At 35.5% G+C, this 710-nt stretch carries 1 protein-coding gene; it reads left to right on the forward strand.

What is annotated here, in order from left to right:
- The first annotated feature begins 68 nt into the window (after positions 1 to 68).
- Positions 69 to 608: a hypothetical protein gene (locus AC1DSL_RS19095; RefSeq protein ID WP_477533459.1), complete on the forward strand. Its 540-nt coding sequence runs from the start codon at positions 69 to 71 to the stop codon at positions 606 to 608.
- Positions 609 to 710 lie beyond the last annotated feature (102 nt).

Genomic DNA, 710 nt, shown 5'->3' on the forward strand with positions numbered 1-710 from the left:
CTCCTTTACAGKAAAGTTTAKCTATGGTAATATAACTAAATATTCCCAAKATTAAAGGAGATTGAATGATGAAAAAACTATTATTGCTTATTGCTTCACTTTCTTTAGTTCTTGCAGCTTGTACTGAAGACAATGAAGAGAAAAAAGTTACAACGACTGAAGGAACTAAATCTGAAGAAACTACATCTGAAGAAAAAGCGAACCCTGCTGGAGATATGATGAAGTTTTACTTATCAATCTCTCAATCTATTAATGCGGTAGATGCAGATCTAAATGCTTATGAAAATGTAGATCCAGAAGCACCTCCAGAAGCTGCTGAGCTTAAAAAAATGCGGGATGCTGCAAAAACAGCTGCTGCAAATACTGCGGTTAAAGTAGAAGAATTAGAAGTTCCAGCTGAATTAAAAGATCATCAAGAAACAATTGACTCAGCATTAAACAAAATTCAAGAAGCTTATACAATGAAAGCAGACGCATTAGCTGCTGAAGGTGACGTTGTATTAGATGAGGCAAATGCTAAATTTGAAGAGGCTGAAGCTGAATTAAATAAGGTACTTAAAGAAGTCGGCTTAGCAGAATCAAGCATTGCCAGCGAAGTAGCACAATAAGAAAAAATCGTCCGATTGAACGGACGATTTTTTTATTTAACATTATGTCAGTYGGTATATATACAAATGTGAAGCCAGCTGCCTTTAAARGGCAGCTTTTCT

The sequence above is a fragment of the Paenisporosarcina sp. P4_D4 genome (assembly GCF_056401835.1).

Bases quoted from the DNA above. Each gene is read 5' to 3' on its own strand.
- AC1DSL_RS19095 (WP_477533459.1), top strand. From the start codon at position 69: ATGAAAAAACTATTATTGCTTATTGCTTCACTTTCTTTAGTTCTTGCA.